Genomic DNA, 14466 nt, shown 5'->3' with positions numbered 1-14466 from the left:
CATATGCTGCGCTACACTCTCAAACGGCTCGTTTCACTCGCCATCAGCCTCGCCATCGCGTCGCTGCTGATCTTTGCGGTGATCGAAGTGGCGCCCGGCGATCCGGCATCCTTCATGCTGGGCATCAATGCGCAGGAGGATACGCTGGCTGCCCTGCGGGCCGAGCTGGGCCTCGATCAACCGAAATGGCAGCGATACCTGTCTTGGGTTGGCGGCATGGTGCAGGGCGATTTCGGGACGTCCTACCAGTACCGCACCCCCGTGGCAGAAATGATTGCTGACCGGCTTTGGGTGTCATTGCCGCTCGCGCTCTATGCTCTGACTTTGTCGACGATCATCGCCTTCCCGGCAGGCATCTACGCCGCGTCCCGTCGGGGCAAGGCAGGCGATGTGGGAGTGATGAGCGCGACCCAGGTGGGCATCGCCATCCCGAATTTCTGGTTTGCAATGATGCTGGTCCTGATCTTTGCCATCAACCTGCGCTGGTTCAGCGCCGGAGGGTTCGCGGGTTGGGATAAAGGGGGCTGGGCGGCGATGAAATCGCTCACCCTGCCCGCCATCGCGCTTGCACTGCCGCAAGCAGCGATCCTTGCGCGCGTCATGCGGTCCTCGCTGCTGGATGTGCTGGATGAGGATTTCATGCGCACCGCCCGCGCCAAGGGGCTGAGCCGTGGTGCCGCCCTGCGCCGCCATGGCTTGCGCAATGCAATGATCCCGGTGCTGACGATCCTCGGCCTGCAATTCTCGTTCCTGCTCGCGGGTGGGATCATCATCGAACAGGTGTTTTACTTGCCGGGCCTCGGACGCCTGATCTTTCAAAGCATCTCGGCCCGCGATCTGATCGTGGTGGAGAGCGTGACAATGCTGCTCGTCTTTGCGGTGATCATGGTGAACTTCCTCGTCGATCTGGCCTATGCCGCCGTCGATCCAAGGCTGAGGGCGCGCACATGAACCGGGCCTTGATCCTTGGCGGGGCGCTGTCGGCGCTCATGGTCATCGCAGCGCTTTTGTCCTTTGTCTGGACTCCGTTTGATCACGGCGCGATGAACATCCCCGACAAGCTGCAAACACCGAACGGGACCCATTGGTTCGGCACGGACCATTTCGGGCGTGATATGTTTTCGATGATCATGGTGGGTGCACGCACATCCATCGCCGTGGCCTGCGTCGCGGTGGGCATCGGCATCGGGTTGGGTGTTCCCTTGGGCCTGTGGGCAGCCGCGCGGCAAGGCGGCTGGGTGGACGAGGTCATCATGCGCGGCAATGACCTGATCTTTGCCTTCCCATCGCTGGTCATCGCCATCCTGATCACGGCCGTCTTCGGCGCAGGTGCAATCAACGCCATCATCGCCATCGGCATCTTCAATATTCCTGTCTTTGCCCGGGTCACACGCGGCGGGGCGCTGCCCCTCTGGGCGCGGGAGTTCATCCTTGCGGCGCGCGTGTCGGGCAAAGGGGCCGCACGGATCAGCGTCGAACATATCCTGCCCAACATCGCGAACCTGCTGATCGTACAGGCCACCATCCAATTCTCGCTTGGTATTCTGGCCGAGGCTGCGCTGTCCTATGTTGGTCTTGGTGCACAGCCCCCCACCCCAAGCTGGGGGCGGATGCTGGCAGATGCGCAAACGCTGGTCAGCATTGCGCCACATATGGCGCTGGTGCCCGGCATGGCGATCATCGTGACGGTGCTTGGGTTGAACCTGCTGGGCGATGGGCTGCGGGACGCGCTTGATCCGAAACTGCGTGTGGCGCGGGTATGAGCCTTCTGTCCATCACCAACCTGTCCCTGTCCATCGCGGGCGCTCCGATCCTGCGTGACGTGTCGCTGTCGCTGGCACCGGGCGAGGTTGTCGCTGTCACCGGAGAAAGTGGATCAGGCAAATCCATGACAGCGCTGGCCGTGATGCAATTGCTGCCCGCGCGGTCTGAGGCCACGGGGGCCATCACTCTCGACGGCCACGAGATGCTGGAGCTGGATGAAACCACGCTCTGCACCTTGCGCGGCAATCTCGCCGGGATGGTGTTTCAGGAGCCGATGACAGCGCTCAACCCGGTGCAGACCATCGGTGCACAAGTTTCCGAAACGGTGCGCCTGCACAGACCCGACCTTGAGCCGCGAGGTCACGCGCGCGAGGTCTTGGACCGCGTGGGTCTGGAGAATATCCCCCTGTCCCGCTATCCGCATGAACTGTCAGGTGGGCAACGCCAGCGCGTTGTTATTGCAATTGCCATCGCCTGCGGACCCAAGCTGTTGATTGCGGACGAGCCCACGACTGCGCTTGATGTCACCACGCAAGCGCAAATCCTGACGCTGCTCAAACGTCTTGCCGCCGAGGATGGTATGGGCCTGTTGATGATCACCCATGACCTTGCCGTCGTGGCCGAGATGGCCGACCGGATTGTGGTCATGCGCCATGGTGAAGTGGTCGAGGCGGGCGGCACGCCCGCCTTACTGGCCAACCCGCAGCACCCCTATACCCAAGCCCTGCTGGCCGCCTCCAACCACCGCGTTGATCTGCCGGGCGGGGCGGAGCAAGCTCCGCTGTTACGGGTGCAAAACGTCGTGCGCGACTACACCCTGCCCCGCACGAAACTGTTTGTCCCCGCGGGGACACATCGGGCCGTGGATGCTGTCAGCTTTGACATCAAGCGCGGCGAACGACTGGGCCTTGTGGGGGAAAGCGGCTGCGGCAAGTCCACCCTCACGCGCGCCATCCTCGGGCTTGAACCGGTGCAGGACGGGTCGATCACGCTTGACGGCACGCCCGTCACGGACCCGTCCGTCAGGCGCAAGATGCAGGTGGTGTTTCAGGACCCTTACGGCAGCTTCAACCCCCGCCACCGCGTCGCCCGTCTGATCACGGAGCCTTTTCACCTGTTGGACAGCCCGCCCAACGATCACGATGACCGCATTGCCTCAGCCCTGACGGATGTCGGCCTGTCCCCTGACGATGCGCAGAAGTACCCCCACCAATTCTCGGGCGGACAGCGGCAACGCCTTGCCATTGCGCGCGCCCTGATCATTCGACCGGAACTGGTGATCTTTGACGAGGCTGTCAGCGCCCTCGATGTCTCCGTCCGCGCCCAGATCCTCGACCTGATTGCGGACCTGTGCCGTCAATACGACCTCACCTACCTGTTCATCAGCCACGACCTGAGCGTCGTGCGCACGATCACAGACAGGGTGATGGTTATGCAAAAGGGAAAGATCGTGGAGCACGGCCTGACCGAGGATGTGTTTACGCAGGCCCGGCATCCGTACACTCAGCAACTCATCAACGCCGCACCGACCTTACCGGAGGCCATGACGTGACACTTGCCCACCTCTCCATTGATGCCCAAGACCCAAAGCACGTGGCAGATATCCTTGCCCAGATCATGGGCGGGGCAGCGCTGCCTTTCCCACCCTGTTCCGGCGCTTTCATCGTCTTTGGTGCGGCTGATGATGGCACGGCGATCGAGGTCTACCCACTCGGCACAACAGTGCAGCAGGGGCCGGACCAGATCGCGTTTGTGCAAAGCGCGGCAAACGCCCACCCGATAGCCACGCATATCTGTCTTGCATCGCCACTGACAGAAAACCAGCTTCTGGACATTGGCAAGCAAAACGACTGGACCGCCCGCACCTGCAATCGCGGCCCATTCGAATGCGTTGAAATCTGGCTTGAAAACCGTGTGCTGATCGAAGCGCTCGACCCTAACATGACGGAAGATTACCGTCGCAACATGACCACCGCCGGCTGGCGGGGAATGTTCGGGTTTTAGGGACAGGAGAATACCCAGATGACACCACCGCTTTGGTTCGATCCATCTCTGGTCCTTGTTGGCGGAACGTGGCGCGACACACATGAAACGCTGCCCCTGGTCAACCCGTCTGACGGTAGCGATCTGGCTCGGATCGGGCGTGGGCAAGCCTCGGATATCGACGCAGCCGTCGCCGCCGCTCACACAGCGCGCAACGGCGACTGGGGTCGCATGACGGCGACCGAACGGGGGCGTATCCTCACCGAGATCGGGCGCAAAGTGCTGGAGCGGGTCGACGACCTCGCCACGCTCGAAGCGCTGGATGTGGGTAAACCGTTGACACAGGCGCGGGCCGATGCCGTCGCTCTGGCCCGCTACATGGAATTCTATGGTGGTGCCGCCGACAAGGTGATGGGCGACACCATTCCATATCTGGACGGCTACATCGTCTATACCCTGCGCGAGCCACATGGGGTGACCGGACACATCGTGCCGTGGAACTACCCGATGCAGATCATCGGGCGCAGCGTGGGGGCCGCCCTTGCCATGGGCAACGCCTGTGTCCTCAAACCAGCGGAAGAGGCGTGCCTGACCGCCCTCGCCTTTGCGCATATCGCGGCCGAGGCTGGCCTGCCAGATGGCGCACTGAACGTGGTCCCCGGGCTGGGGGCCGAGGCGGGCGCGGCGCTGGCATCGCATCTAGGCGTGCAGCATATCAGTTTCACCGGCTCGGTGCGCACCGGCGCATTGGTTCAACAAGCGGCAGGGGCCAACGTGGTACCAGTCACACTGGAACTGGGCGGCAAATCTCCGCAACTGGTATTCGACGATGCCGACCTGGATGCCGCCCTGCCCTTCCTTGTGAATGCAGGGATACAGAACGCGGGACAGACCTGTTCTGCCTCATCCCGCATCCTTATGCAGCGCGGGGTTTACGAGGAAGTACGCAGCCGTATGTCTTCTGCCTACTCCGACCTCAGCGTTGGCCCTGCGCTCGATGACCTCCGCATCGGCCCCCTGATCTCGGCCCGTCAAAAACAGATTGTCGAAGGGTTCCTGGCACAAGGTGCGGACCTGACCATCGCCGCCCAAGGACACTTGCAAAACGCACCCGAGAGCGGCGCCTATGTCCTCCCCACACTGTTTGACAACGTGCCCCCAGATCACAGGCTTGCCCGCAATGAAATCTTTGGCCCGGTCCAGGTGCTGATCCCCTTCGACACGGAAGAAGACGCTCTGCGCATCGCCAACAGCACAGATTACGGCCTTGTTGCCAGTGTCTGGACACGCGACGGCGCCCGTCAGATGCGGCTGGCGAAAGCGCTGCGCTCCGGCCAGGTTTTCATCAACAATTACGGCGCGGGGGGCGGCGTTGAACTGCCGTTCGGCGGCATCGGCAAATCCGGCCATGGGCGCGAAAAAGGGTTCGAGGCGCTCTATGGCTTCTCAACCCTGAAAACCGTGGCGGCGCATCACGGCTGAAACTGGCGCGGACAGCCAGACAATCGGAAAGGACATGCCATGATCTTCAAAAACCGCTTTCAGGGCCGCAAGGCTGTGATCACCGGGGGCGCCGCCGGGCTGGGTCACGGCATCGCAAAACGGATCACAGCCGAAGGTGGAACGGTCGAGATTTGGGACATCAATGCCGATGCCCTTGACGCGTTGGACATGGACAGCCGCCAAATCGACGTGACGGATGCAGACGCCGTGGCACTGGCCATGCAAGACGCTAACCCGGACATCCTCGTCTGCTCTGCCGGGATCACCGGGCCAAACACAACCACATGGGACTATCCCGTCGAAGATTGGCTAAAAGTGCATGACCTGAACCTGAACGCCGTTTTCTACTGCAATCGCGCCGCTGCCCCGATCATGCGGGCCAAAGGGTGGGGGCGGATCATCAACATCGCCTCGATCGCAGGGAAGGAAGGCAACCCGAACGCCCCTGCATACTCGGCCTCGAAGGCAGGCGTCATCGGCCTGACCAAATCACTGGGCAAGGAGTTGGCGACCAGCGGCGTGACCTGCAACGCCATCGCTCCGGCGGCGGTGCGCACGGCGATCTTCGACCAGATGACGCAAGAGCATATCGACTTTATGCAGTCCAAGATTCCCATGGGCCGCTTCGGGACAGTGGACGAGATTGCGTCCATGGCCTGCTGGCTCGCCTCGGATGAGGCCAGTTTCACCACCGGGTTCTGTTTCGACCAATCGGGCGGGAGGGCGACGGCGTAATGCGGATCGAGGTAAACGGCGTTCGGCTCTATGTTGACATAGAGGGCGCAGGCCTTGTCCCAGACGGACCCACCATGCGCGAAAAGCCCACGCTCATCGCCCTGCATGGCGGTCCGGGGGCGGATCATTCGATCTACAAACCGCATCTGAGCCAACTCGCCGACCTGTGCCAGATCGTCTATGTCGATCATCGTGGAAACGGACGATCAGACGATGGCGATCCCGAAACATGGACCCTCGCGCAGTGGGGCGATGATATTGCCGGGCTGTGCGACGTTCTGGAGATCGAGAAACCCATCATCTACGGCGCGTCTTTCGGCGGCTACGTTGCGCAATCCTTTGCCACGCGGCACCCCGGCCGGCTGTCGGGGCTCATTCTGTCAGTCACAGCGGCTCACGTGGATTTCGAAGCTGTGTTCGACGCTTTCACACGCATCGGCGGAGCGAAGGCCGGTAAGGTCGCGCGCACCTACTGGTCCGACCCCACGCCAGAGCGCAGGCAAGCCTATTTCGACACCTGTTTCCCGCTCTATTCGGTCAAGGGTCTGGACCAGGACATGGTCGCGCGCATGATCGTCAAGAACCCGGTTGCCATGCACTTCAACGGACCAAAAAACGAACATGGGCGGTTCGACTTCCGCCCCGGGCTTGCAAAGATCACCTGCCCCGCCCTCGTCATCTCGGGCAAACAAGACCCCATCATGCCCCATCCTTTCGGCGCTGAAATCGCACAACACCTGCCTGACGCCCGCTACCACCTGCTGGACAACGCGGGCCACACGGTCGACTTTGACGCGGCAGAGGCGTTCTATACCCTCATGCGAGATTTCATCGGAGAGGTGTTACATGCAGCTTGAGGGCAAAACGGCCATCGTCACAGGTGGGGCCAGCGGCTTTGGCGAAGGGATCGCGCGCGCCTTTGCTGCTGAAGGGTCGCAAGTCATGGTCGCGGATATCGACGGCGATGGTGCAAAAGCAATTGCGCAGGACATTGGCGGCAGTGCCTTCGAAGTCGATGTGTCCATTGGCGCATCCGTGCAGGCCCTTGCCGACCACGCACTCAAGACTTTCGGCAATTTGGACATCCTCGTGAACAACGCAGGCATCACCCACCTGCCCCAAGCGCTCGAGGATGTGACGGAAGAGGATTTCGACCGCGTGCTGGCGGTCAACGCCAAGTCCGTCTACCTCACCGCCCGCAGCCTGGTCCCACATTTCAAAGACCGCGGGACGGGTGCCATTCTCAACGTGGCTTCCACCGCGGGGGTCAGCCCCCGGCCCCGGCTCAACTGGTACAACGCATCCAAAGGGTGGATGATCACGGCAACCAAGGCGATGGCGGTTGAACTTGCGCCCCATGGCGTGCGCGTGAACGCGATCAACCCGGTGGCAGGTGAAACACCTCTGCTCAAGTCATTCATGGGCGAAGACACGCCCGAAACCCGCGCCAAATTCCTGTCTACCATTCCCCTCGGCCGCTTCTCCACCCCGCAAGATATGGGCGCCGCTGCCACCTTCCTCTGCTCTGATGCCGCGTCAATGATCACCGGCGTGGCGCTTGAGATCGACGGTGGGCGGTGTATCTGAAACCGCCTTGGTGGCTATGCGTTGATGGCTCAACGTTCGAAATGAGCCCATAGTGTCGAGTGCTGCGTAACGCACGAACGGCTGCTTATGTGGTACTCACCTATTGTTCGGACCCCGATGGCCAAGTGCCGATGGCTGCTGCGCCCACTATGAGGAGCGCCCCAATAATCAGCGTCGGCGTGATATCCGCGAGACCCAAGAACACTAGCAGAAACGTCGCGACCAGCGGTGTACCGTAGGCTAGCACCGACAATGCCCGCGCATCTCCTCGAGCCACGCCGTAATCCCAAACCGCATTTGCCAACCCCATCGGCGCCAGGCCAAGGACGACAACCGCCGCAATTTGGGTGGCGTTCAGGCTCTGTGTTGTCTCTATCCCGAAGTGCAATGCAGCGCAGATAATCGCGGAAATCAGCCCGTAGATGCCAACGGCGTCAGAAGCGGACCTGCTGTCGACAAGCCGATAGGTCGTATAGGCGGCGAAAGACAGGCCAGCGAGGAAGGCACAGAGAATGCCGATGAAGTCCAGTTCCATGCCCGTGAAAGGATTGATGACAAAGACCGCCCCGACAAAACCAAGAACCACGGCGACATAATGCTTCGATTGCAGCCTTTTGAGGCCGAGCGCCCCGGCCAGGACGAGAGCTATAATCGGCCATAAATATGCGATCACGCTGGCCTGCGCGGGTGAAATCCGCGTCACTGCAATAAAGTTAAAGGTGTTGGTTCCCAAAATCCCGACCACACCCGCCAAGAGCAAGCCCCACGACTTCGGCAACATTCCTGAGAGCGGTTCGCCCCGACCAATCCGCAGCGCTGCGAGTGCGAGGAAGCCGATAGTCATTCCCGTTGCTAGAATCTGAAAGGTCGGCGCGGGACTGGAATACACCGCCAATGCAGGCCAAACCGCCCAGAGGAAGATCGATGTCGATCCGATGAGTGTCGCCGCTGGCTGGCCGCGCCCGCCAGGATCGACGGTGCCAGGTTCGGGGCTGGAAGAAAAAACTGCAACGTCTGTTATGGCCATGGATGATATCTCTCTCTGAACAACGTAACGAAAGAGCCGATCAAGCGGAACCAGACATTCAAACTTCAGGATGGAACGGCAAGTCTGTCCCGTAAAACGAACAATGGGGCACTGAACTCCACCGTTGCCCAAACCCCTCTTGTGGGTGGCCCGCGTTCGGGCATGATGTGTCCAAGACAGGAGCCACTGATGAATCCAATCAATCTCAACGCCAAGCTGGCCCAATTCAACACCCATTGGGACCCGCACGTCATCGCCGACTACAACGACAACGACGTCATGGTGGTCAAGTTCCAGGGCGAATTCCCCTTCCACCTGCACGAAGACACCGATGATTTCTTCCTCGTGCTTAAGGGCGAGATGGTCATGGACATCGAAGATAAAAGCCATCCCGTCAAAGCAGGCGAGTTGTTCATCGTCCCCAAAGGCGTCACCCACCGCCCCCGCGCGGAACAAGAATGCAAGGTCCTGCTGATCGAACCCAAAGGTGTGCCCAACACCGGCGATCCAGCCACAGCGGCGCCAAAGCCCCGCATCTAGAGCGAACGGGTCACTCCTTCCCTGTTTCAAAATCCCCGCCGGAGGCACGAAATCAAAATGACCCCAGGGCCGCAAAACGCGATCACGGACATCGAAGGGCTCAAGGTCGGCCACGCGCAAGACGACAGGCTTAAATCCGGCGTCACAGTGCTGACGGCAGACACGCCCTTCACGGCCTCGGTCTCAGTCCAGGGCGGCGCGCCAGGCACACGCGAAACAGACCTGTTGGCGCCAGACAAATCCGTGGCGCAAGTAGATGCTTTGGTGTTGTCGGGTGGCAGCGCCTTTGGCCTCGACGCCTGTTCCGGCGTGGTCGAAGGGCTGCGGGCCAGGGGGCGCGGCTACCGGGTGGGCAACACGATCATCCCGCTTGTGCCGGGGGCGATCATCTTTGACCTTTTGTCCGGGGGCGATCAGACCTGGACCGACACGCCCTACCCCGCGCTCGGACGGGCCGCGTTTGAGGCGGCAACACACAGCACACCCATCGGCACAATCGGCGCTGGCACGGGCGCCATGACCGCCATGATGAAAGGCGGCCTCGGAACCGCGTCGCTTACCCTCGACAGCGGGATCACGGTCGGCGCGCTCGTCGCGGCCAACCCCATGGGCAGTGTGACGACGCCGGGCGACAAGCACTTCTGGGCCGCACCATTCGAGATCGACGGTGAGTTCGGCGGCCTTGGCCCCGACGCACACACGGGGCTCGGACGCACCCATGACAGCCGCAAACTGACGGCAATGCTGGAACGGGCCAACACCACCATCGCAATCGTTGCGACCGATGCGACACTCGACAAGGCGCAATGCCAACGGGTTGCCATCGCCGCACATGACGGCATAGCCCGCGCCTGCGTCCCGGCGCACAGTCCCAGTGACGGGGACCTCGTGTTCAGCGTCTCGACCAGCGCGAGGCCCATGACAACACCACGGGATTTGGCGCTGATCGGCCACGCCGCTGCATTGTGCCTCAGCCGCGCCATCGCACGCGGTGTGTATGCCGCGACACCAGCATCGGGCGACCTGCTGCCAACATGGGGACAGCTCAATGCCAACATTTAAGCACGACGACATCGCCCTGCACTACAAGGTGACGGGCAGCGGACCACCGCTGTTGATGCTGGCGGGCTTCATGTCGGACCATGCGAGCTGGATGCCCCTGGTCCCGCTCCTGCAAAACCACTTCACCTGCATCACACCTGACAACCGGACGACAGGGCAAACAACCCCTTGGAACGCACCGGTCAGCATCGACCTGATGTGCAAGGACGCACTGGCGCTGATGGGTCATCTGGGCTTTGAACGGTATCACACGATCGGGCATTCAATGGGCGGGATCATTGCCCTGCACATGGCACAAGAGGTGCCCGACCGGATGGCCTCGACCCATATCGCAGCGTCCGCCCCCGTACGCCTGCCGCGCAACACCGCTCTGTTCGCTAACCTCATCGCGATACGCCGCAGCGAAGCGCCCGAGGATACATGGTTGCGCGCCTTGTTCCCATGGCTCTTCAACCCGCGCGTCTACCACGACCCGGCAGCGGTGGATCAGGCGGTCGCCGACAGCCTCGCCTACCCGCACGCCCAGTCTGCCGATGCCATGGAACACCAACTGACCGCCCTGCGCGGCTTCGATGGAACAGCACTCGCCAGCCCAAACTGCCCCACGCAGATACTCATCGGCGCGCTTGACCTGATCGTGCCGCCCGATCACATCCTCGCCGTGCTCAGCCACCTGCCCCACCACATCCTCGAAGGGGCCGGACACTCCATCCACTGGGACGCGCCCGACCAGGTGGCCGAACTGCTGTGCGCCTATGCCGCCAAACATCCGATCTGAGGGGGACATCATGCAAGACCTCTACGGACTGCCCATCACTTGCACCAATGACGCGACCCGCCAAGGGATCGACGATTTCGTACATGGCTTCATCAGCTTTCAGACCAAGGCCGTGAATGTGCTGAAAGCCGCCAAGGCCGACCCAGGCAACGGCCTCGCCAACGCCTATGCCGCGATCCTCTACATGCTGCTCGAAGCGCCGGTGGCGCCGAAACTCGCGCAACCCTTCCTCGACAACGCGCTGGCGGCGACGGATCTGACTCCACGAGAAGAGGCCGCAGTGGAAGCGGCCCGCCTCTTCGTGACTGGCGACATCCCCAAGCTGATCGAACTGTGCGAGGCCACGGTAAGCGCCTATCCCCGTGATATGGTCATGCTGAAACTGGGCCAATACCACACGTTCAACATCGGCGACTTCCCCGCCATGTTACGGGTGGCGCAAAAAGCCCAACCCGGGGCAGCCGATATCGCCTATGCCCACGGCATGCGCGCCTTCGGGTTCGAGGAATGCCACCTGCTGGATGACGCCGAAGCCGCCGCCCGCCACGCACTGTCATTGGACGAAAGTGAACCGTGGGCACACCACGCGCTGGCACACATCTACCTCACCCGTGGCCAGGTGGCCGAGGGCACCGCGTTTCTAGAATCCGTCGCCCACCATTGGGCCGACCTCAACAGCTTCATGCACACCCACAACTGGTGGCATCTGGCGCTGTTCTATATATCCGCCGGGCGCACCGACGATTTGCTGGCAGCCTACGACACCCATGTCTGGGGCGTGAACAAGGACTACTCGCAGGATCAGGTCGGTGCTGTGTCGCTGCTCGCCCGGATCGAATTTGCCGGGGTCAATGTCGGCAACCGCTGGCAGGACGTGGCTGACCATGTGGCAAAGCGGGGCGCCGACACAGTCAGCGCCTTCCTCACCCTGCAATACCTCTACGCGCTTGGCCGCACCCACCGCCCCGAGGGAGAGACCCTACTCAAGGCTATCGAAGCCCGCGCCGAGGATGAGAAAAAACACGATTGGCCCGTCTGGCGCGACGTGGCCCTTTGGGCCGCGCACGGCATCGCCGCGCATGCGGCTGAGGATTACGACGATTGCATCCGCTTTCTGGGCAAGGCCCTGCCACGCCTCGCCGAATGCGGCGGCAGCCATGCCCAACGTGACCTCTTTGAACAGATCCACCTCGATGCGCTGATCCGCGCGGGCCGCACATCACAGGCGCAACAAGTCCTTGAAATGCGCCGCACCTTCGATCCCGATGGCATTCCGCTCAACACCATGCTGGCAGGGGTTTACGAAAAGTCCGGACTGCCTGAGCAGGCGGCCGCAGCCCGGGCGCGTGTTTCTTCTGACTGAAAATACGACCGCCGGAGGCTCCAACAGTTGACGTCGGAGCCTCCGGCGGGGATTTTTTTGAAACAGGGAATTCGGACGCTCCGGCAAAGGCGTCGAGCGGCGCTTGAAGGTCGAATGAGCGAGGCCTTACTCCCCCGCGATCAGATCAACCACATTGCTCTCGGCCCGCCTCACGGCATCGCGCACGGTGTTCACAATATCCGCCGCCGTCAGACCGGCATCCTCGTACATCTCATCCGGGCTGGCCTGATCAATGAACCGGTCAGGCAGATGCATCGTGCGCACCTTCAGGCCCTGATCCAGCAGCCCTTCGGCCGCCATGGCCTGCAACACCATCGCCCCAAATCCACCCATGGCCCCCTGCTCCACCGTCACCAGCAGCTCATGTCGCGCGGCAAGGTTGCGGATCATCTCGATATCCAGGGGCTTGGCAAAACGCGCATCGGCAATGGACACCGACACCCCCTCCGCCTCAAGCCGCGCGGCGGCACGCTCGCAGGCATCCAGATGCGTACCCAGCGACAACAGCGCCACGTCCGACCCCTCCTGGATCATCCGGCCTTTGCCGATCTCCAGCAGCTCGCCTTCGGAAGGCATCTCGACCCCACGCCCGTTGCCACGCGGGTAGCGGAAGGCAATCGGGCCGCTGTCATGCGCGGCCGCCGTCGTGACCATATGCACCAACTCCGCCTCGTCCGCGGCGGCCATCACCACGATCCCCGGCAAAGATGCTAGGTACCCGACGTCAAATGACCCCGCATGGGTGGCTCCATCGGCCCCGACCAAACCGGCCCGATCAATGGCAAACCGCACCGGCAGACCTTGCAACACCACGTCATGCACGACCTGATCGTATCCACGCTGCAGGAAGGTCGAATAGATCGCGCAAAACGGCTTCAAACCGCTGGCCGCCATCCCGGCGGCAAAGGTCACGCCATGCTGCTCTGCAATTCCCACGTCAAACACGCGACCCGGAAACCGATCCGCCATCTTGTTGACGCCAGTGCCCGACGGCATCGCCGCCGTCACCGCAACGATCGAAGGGTCCTTCGCCGCGAGATCGGCCAATGTCTCGCCGAACACGGATGTATAAGACGGCGCATTGCTCTTGCCCTTGGACTGTTCGCCTGTCTCCACATCGAACTTAGACACGCCATGATACTTGTCGGCGGACCCTTCGGCGGGGGCATAGCCTTTGCCCTTGACCGTGCAGGCATGGATCAGCACCGGCCCGGTCGCCCGGGTGCGCGCCGCACGCAACACGCTCAATACCTGCCCCATGTCATGCCCATCAATCGGGCCGATATAGTCAAATCCCAGCTCTTCAAAGAACGTGCCCCGGCTTTCAACGCCCGTCACCATCTCGCGCGCCCGCCGCGCCCCGTCGCGCATGGGTTTGGGCAGCGCAGCCTCCATCCCCTCGGCAATCGCATGCAGTGGTGCAAAGGGAGAATTGCGGGACAGGTTCGACAAATATGTGCTCATCGCACCCGTAGGCGGGGCAATCGACATCTCGTTGTCATTCAGGATCACGAACAACCGCCGCCCCTCGTGCCCGGCATTGTTCAACGCCTCATAAGCCATGCCCGCGCTGATGGACCCGTCGCCAATCACGGCAATCGCATCGCCCGTCGGCATACCCATATCCCGACCCACGGTGAAGCCCAACGCGGCAGAGATCGAGGTCGAGGAATGCGCCGCCCCAAAGGGATCGAAATCGCTCTCGGCCCGCTTCGTAAACCCGCTGATACCGTCCTTCTGACGCAAGCTGCCCATACGATGACGGCGCCCAGTCAGGATCTTGTGCGGGTAACACTGGTGGCCCACATCCCAGATCAACTTGTCACGCGGGGTGTCGAACACGGCATGAATGCCCACGGTCAATTCAACCACGCCCAGCGATGACCCCAGATGCCCGCCCGTCCGGCTGACGGCATCGATCACATCCCCGCGCAACTCGACGGCCAAACGGGACAGCTCATCGTCGCTCAGCCGCTTCAAATCAGCGGGTCCAGCCACGGCATCCAACAGAGGTGTCTTTGCAATGTTCTCGGTCATGGGCGCACATCCTTTCAACTCGCCCCACCCGCCTTGCCAAGCAGACCCTTGGGGCAAAAAGGCGTC

Annotated in this window: 14 protein-coding genes; 12 read left to right on the top strand and 2 right to left on the bottom strand. The window is 62.0% G+C overall.

The features are described 5' to 3' along the window. Positions 1-3: 3 nt before the first annotated feature. The 8 genes from AC53L6_RS22590 to AC53L6_RS22555 are packed head-to-tail and all read left to right on the top strand — an operon-like array spanning position 4 to position 7572. On the top strand, positions 4-951 hold the full coding sequence (locus tag AC53L6_RS22590; protein ID WP_496909469.1) for an ABC transporter permease: 948 nt from the start codon (positions 4-6) through the stop codon (positions 949-951). Further along, positions 948-1763 (top strand): ABC transporter permease, encoded by an 816-nt coding sequence (locus AC53L6_RS22585; RefSeq protein WP_496909468.1) that lies wholly within the window; start codon positions 948-950, stop codon positions 1761-1763. Before AC53L6_RS22590 ends, AC53L6_RS22585 begins: the two co-directional genes overlap by 4 nt. Next, positions 1760-3316 carry an ABC transporter ATP-binding protein gene (locus AC53L6_RS22580; RefSeq protein WP_496909467.1) on the top strand — a complete coding sequence of 519 codons (1557 nt, stop codon included), beginning with the start codon at positions 1760-1762 and terminating at the stop codon, positions 3314-3316. Before AC53L6_RS22585 ends, AC53L6_RS22580 begins: the two co-directional genes overlap by 4 nt. After that, the gene (locus AC53L6_RS22575) at positions 3313-3768 is read left to right on the top strand and encodes a hypothetical protein (RefSeq protein ID WP_496909466.1); all 456 of its coding nucleotides are present in this window, start codon (positions 3313-3315) and stop codon (positions 3766-3768) included. The genes AC53L6_RS22580 and AC53L6_RS22575 overlap by 4 nt, the downstream gene beginning before the upstream one ends. Before the next feature lie 18 nt (positions 3769-3786). Beyond that, entirely contained in the window at positions 3787-5229 is a 1443-nt protein-coding gene (locus tag AC53L6_RS22570; RefSeq protein ID WP_496909465.1) for an aldehyde dehydrogenase family protein, read from the top strand. 39 nt (positions 5230-5268) lie between these two features. Then, entirely contained in the window at positions 5269-5985 is a 717-nt protein-coding gene (locus AC53L6_RS22565; RefSeq protein ID WP_496909464.1) for an SDR family NAD(P)-dependent oxidoreductase, read from the top strand. Then, the gene (locus AC53L6_RS22560) at positions 5985-6842 is read left to right on the top strand and encodes an alpha/beta fold hydrolase (RefSeq protein WP_496909463.1); all 858 of its coding nucleotides are present in this window, start codon (positions 5985-5987) and stop codon (positions 6840-6842) included. The genes AC53L6_RS22565 and AC53L6_RS22560 overlap by 1 nt, the downstream gene beginning before the upstream one ends. Further along, positions 6832-7572, top strand: coding sequence for an SDR family oxidoreductase (locus tag AC53L6_RS22555; protein ID WP_496909462.1), 741 nt, complete (start codon positions 6832-6834; stop codon positions 7570-7572). The genes AC53L6_RS22560 and AC53L6_RS22555 overlap by 11 nt, the downstream gene beginning before the upstream one ends. Positions 7573-7672: 100 nt before the next feature. Here AC53L6_RS22555 and AC53L6_RS22550 read toward each other — a convergent pair whose 3' ends face one another. Then, on the bottom strand, positions 7673-8599 hold the full coding sequence (locus tag AC53L6_RS22550) for a DMT family transporter (protein WP_496909507.1): 927 nt from the start codon (positions 8597-8599) through the stop codon (positions 7673-7675). Between the two features lie 189 nt (positions 8600-8788). Here AC53L6_RS22550 and AC53L6_RS22545 point away from each other — a divergent pair, with 189 nt between their 5' ends. Genes AC53L6_RS22545 through AC53L6_RS22530 form a run of 4 tightly spaced genes read left to right on the top strand, consistent with a single transcriptional unit; the run spans position 8789 to position 12342 of the window. Beyond that, positions 8789-9139, top strand: a complete 351-nt coding sequence (locus AC53L6_RS22545; protein ID WP_496909461.1) for a cupin domain-containing protein — start codon at positions 8789-8791, stop codon at positions 9137-9139. Positions 9140-9196: 57 nt separating this feature from the next. After that, positions 9197-10201, top strand: coding sequence for a P1 family peptidase (locus AC53L6_RS22540; protein WP_496909460.1), 1005 nt, complete (start codon positions 9197-9199; stop codon positions 10199-10201). Continuing rightward, entirely contained in the window at positions 10188-10979 is a 792-nt protein-coding gene (locus tag AC53L6_RS22535) for an alpha/beta fold hydrolase (RefSeq protein ID WP_496909459.1), read from the top strand. The genes AC53L6_RS22540 and AC53L6_RS22535 overlap by 14 nt, the downstream gene beginning before the upstream one ends. A 10-nt stretch (positions 10980-10989) precedes the next feature. Next, positions 10990-12342 (top strand): tetratricopeptide repeat protein, encoded by a 1353-nt coding sequence (locus tag AC53L6_RS22530; RefSeq protein WP_496909458.1) that lies wholly within the window; start codon positions 10990-10992, stop codon positions 12340-12342. 126 nt (positions 12343-12468) lie between these two features. On the opposite strand, the gene dxs is transcribed toward AC53L6_RS22530, so the two are convergent. Continuing rightward, positions 12469-14400, bottom strand: a complete 1932-nt coding sequence (gene dxs / locus AC53L6_RS22525; protein ID WP_496909457.1) for a 1-deoxy-D-xylulose-5-phosphate synthase — start codon at positions 14398-14400, stop codon at positions 12469-12471. Positions 14401-14466 lie beyond the last annotated feature (66 nt).

Source organism: Tateyamaria sp. LSS28, assembly GCF_059611725.1.
This window is presented reverse-complemented; position numbering and strand designations above follow the sequence as displayed.

Bases quoted from the DNA above. Each gene is read 5' to 3' on its own strand.
- AC53L6_RS22585 (WP_496909468.1), top strand. From the start codon at position 948: ATGAACCGGGCCTTGATCCTTGGCGGGGCGCTGTCGGCGCTCATGGTC.
- dxs (WP_496909457.1), bottom strand. From the start codon at position 14,400: ATGACCGAGAACATTGCAAAGACACCTCTGTTGGATGCCGTGGCTGGA.
- AC53L6_RS22555 (WP_496909462.1), top strand. From the start codon at position 6,832: ATGCAGCTTGAGGGCAAAACGGCCATCGTCACAGGTGGGGCCAGCGGC.
- AC53L6_RS22590 (WP_496909469.1), top strand. From the start codon at position 4: ATGCTGCGCTACACTCTCAAACGGCTCGTTTCACTCGCCATCAGCCTC.
- AC53L6_RS22560 (WP_496909463.1), top strand. From the start codon at position 5,985: ATGCGGATCGAGGTAAACGGCGTTCGGCTCTATGTTGACATAGAGGGC.
- AC53L6_RS22550 (WP_496909507.1), bottom strand. From the start codon at position 8,599: ATGGCCATAACAGACGTTGCAGTTTTTTCTTCCAGCCCCGAACCTGGC.
- AC53L6_RS22535 (WP_496909459.1), top strand. From the start codon at position 10,188: ATGCCAACATTTAAGCACGACGACATCGCCCTGCACTACAAGGTGACG.
- AC53L6_RS22565 (WP_496909464.1), top strand. From the start codon at position 5,269: ATGATCTTCAAAAACCGCTTTCAGGGCCGCAAGGCTGTGATCACCGGG.
- AC53L6_RS22530 (WP_496909458.1), top strand. From the start codon at position 10,990: ATGCAAGACCTCTACGGACTGCCCATCACTTGCACCAATGACGCGACC.
- AC53L6_RS22545 (WP_496909461.1), top strand. From the start codon at position 8,789: ATGAATCCAATCAATCTCAACGCCAAGCTGGCCCAATTCAACACCCAT.
- AC53L6_RS22580 (WP_496909467.1), top strand. From the start codon at position 1,760: ATGAGCCTTCTGTCCATCACCAACCTGTCCCTGTCCATCGCGGGCGCT.
- AC53L6_RS22540 (WP_496909460.1), top strand. From the start codon at position 9,197: ATGACCCCAGGGCCGCAAAACGCGATCACGGACATCGAAGGGCTCAAG.
- AC53L6_RS22570 (WP_496909465.1), top strand. From the start codon at position 3,787: ATGACACCACCGCTTTGGTTCGATCCATCTCTGGTCCTTGTTGGCGGA.